This is a genomic window from Pseudomonas sp. IT-P171 (assembly GCF_949767765.1).
GTDB lineage: Bacteria > Pseudomonadota > Gammaproteobacteria > Pseudomonadales > Pseudomonadaceae > Aquipseudomonas > Aquipseudomonas fluorescens_B.
This window is the reverse complement of sequence record NZ_CATKQN010000036.1, coordinates 1-469: the sequence shown is the minus strand read 5'-3', so window position 1 is coordinate 469 and position 469 is coordinate 1. Positions and strand designations below refer to the sequence as shown.

Below are 469 nucleotides of genomic sequence, written 5' to 3'. Positions count from 1 at the left end.
ATCGTTGGCGTACACAAAATGTTTGGCCAACCGAGATCAACTGTGGGAGCTAGCCTGCTAGCGAATGCTTCTAACCGTGACCAAGGAATTAAGCCTGAATTAAGTTGCCACAGTTAATCTGGACTCACTTAAACGGCTCACCCAAGGAAAGAACCTCATGAAGACTTTGACTGCCCTGTTCACCGCTGCTGCCCTGACCCTCACCGCTGGCCTGGCGCAAGCTGCTGACGTTCCCGTTGATCAGATCCCTCAACTGGTCAAGGACGGCAAGATCAAGCCGCTGGAAGAGCTGAACCAGATCGTTCTGAAGTTGCATCCGGGTGCCACGATTACCGACAGCGACCTGGACAAGCATTCCAAAATCTACGAGTACGAAGTCGAACTGCGTGACGCCAAGAATGTTGAATGGGACGTGGACTTGAACGCCGCCACCGGCGAAGTCCTGAAGAACAAACAAGACGACTGATCC

Annotated in this window: 1 protein-coding gene; it reads left to right on the top strand. The window is 52.7% G+C overall.

What is annotated here, in order from left to right; translation table 11 throughout:
• The first annotated feature begins 157 nt into the window (after positions 1-157).
• Positions 158-466, top strand: a complete 309-nt coding sequence (locus ACM6I5_RS19825) for a PepSY domain-containing protein (RefSeq protein WP_414884491.1) — start codon at positions 158-160, stop codon at positions 464-466.
• The last annotated feature ends 3 nt before the right edge of the window (positions 467-469 follow it).

Excerpts from the sequence above, each read along its gene's own strand:
- ACM6I5_RS19825 (WP_414884491.1), top strand. The coding sequence starts at position 158 with ATGAAGACTTTGACTGCCCTGTTCACCGCTGCTGCCCTGACCCTCACC.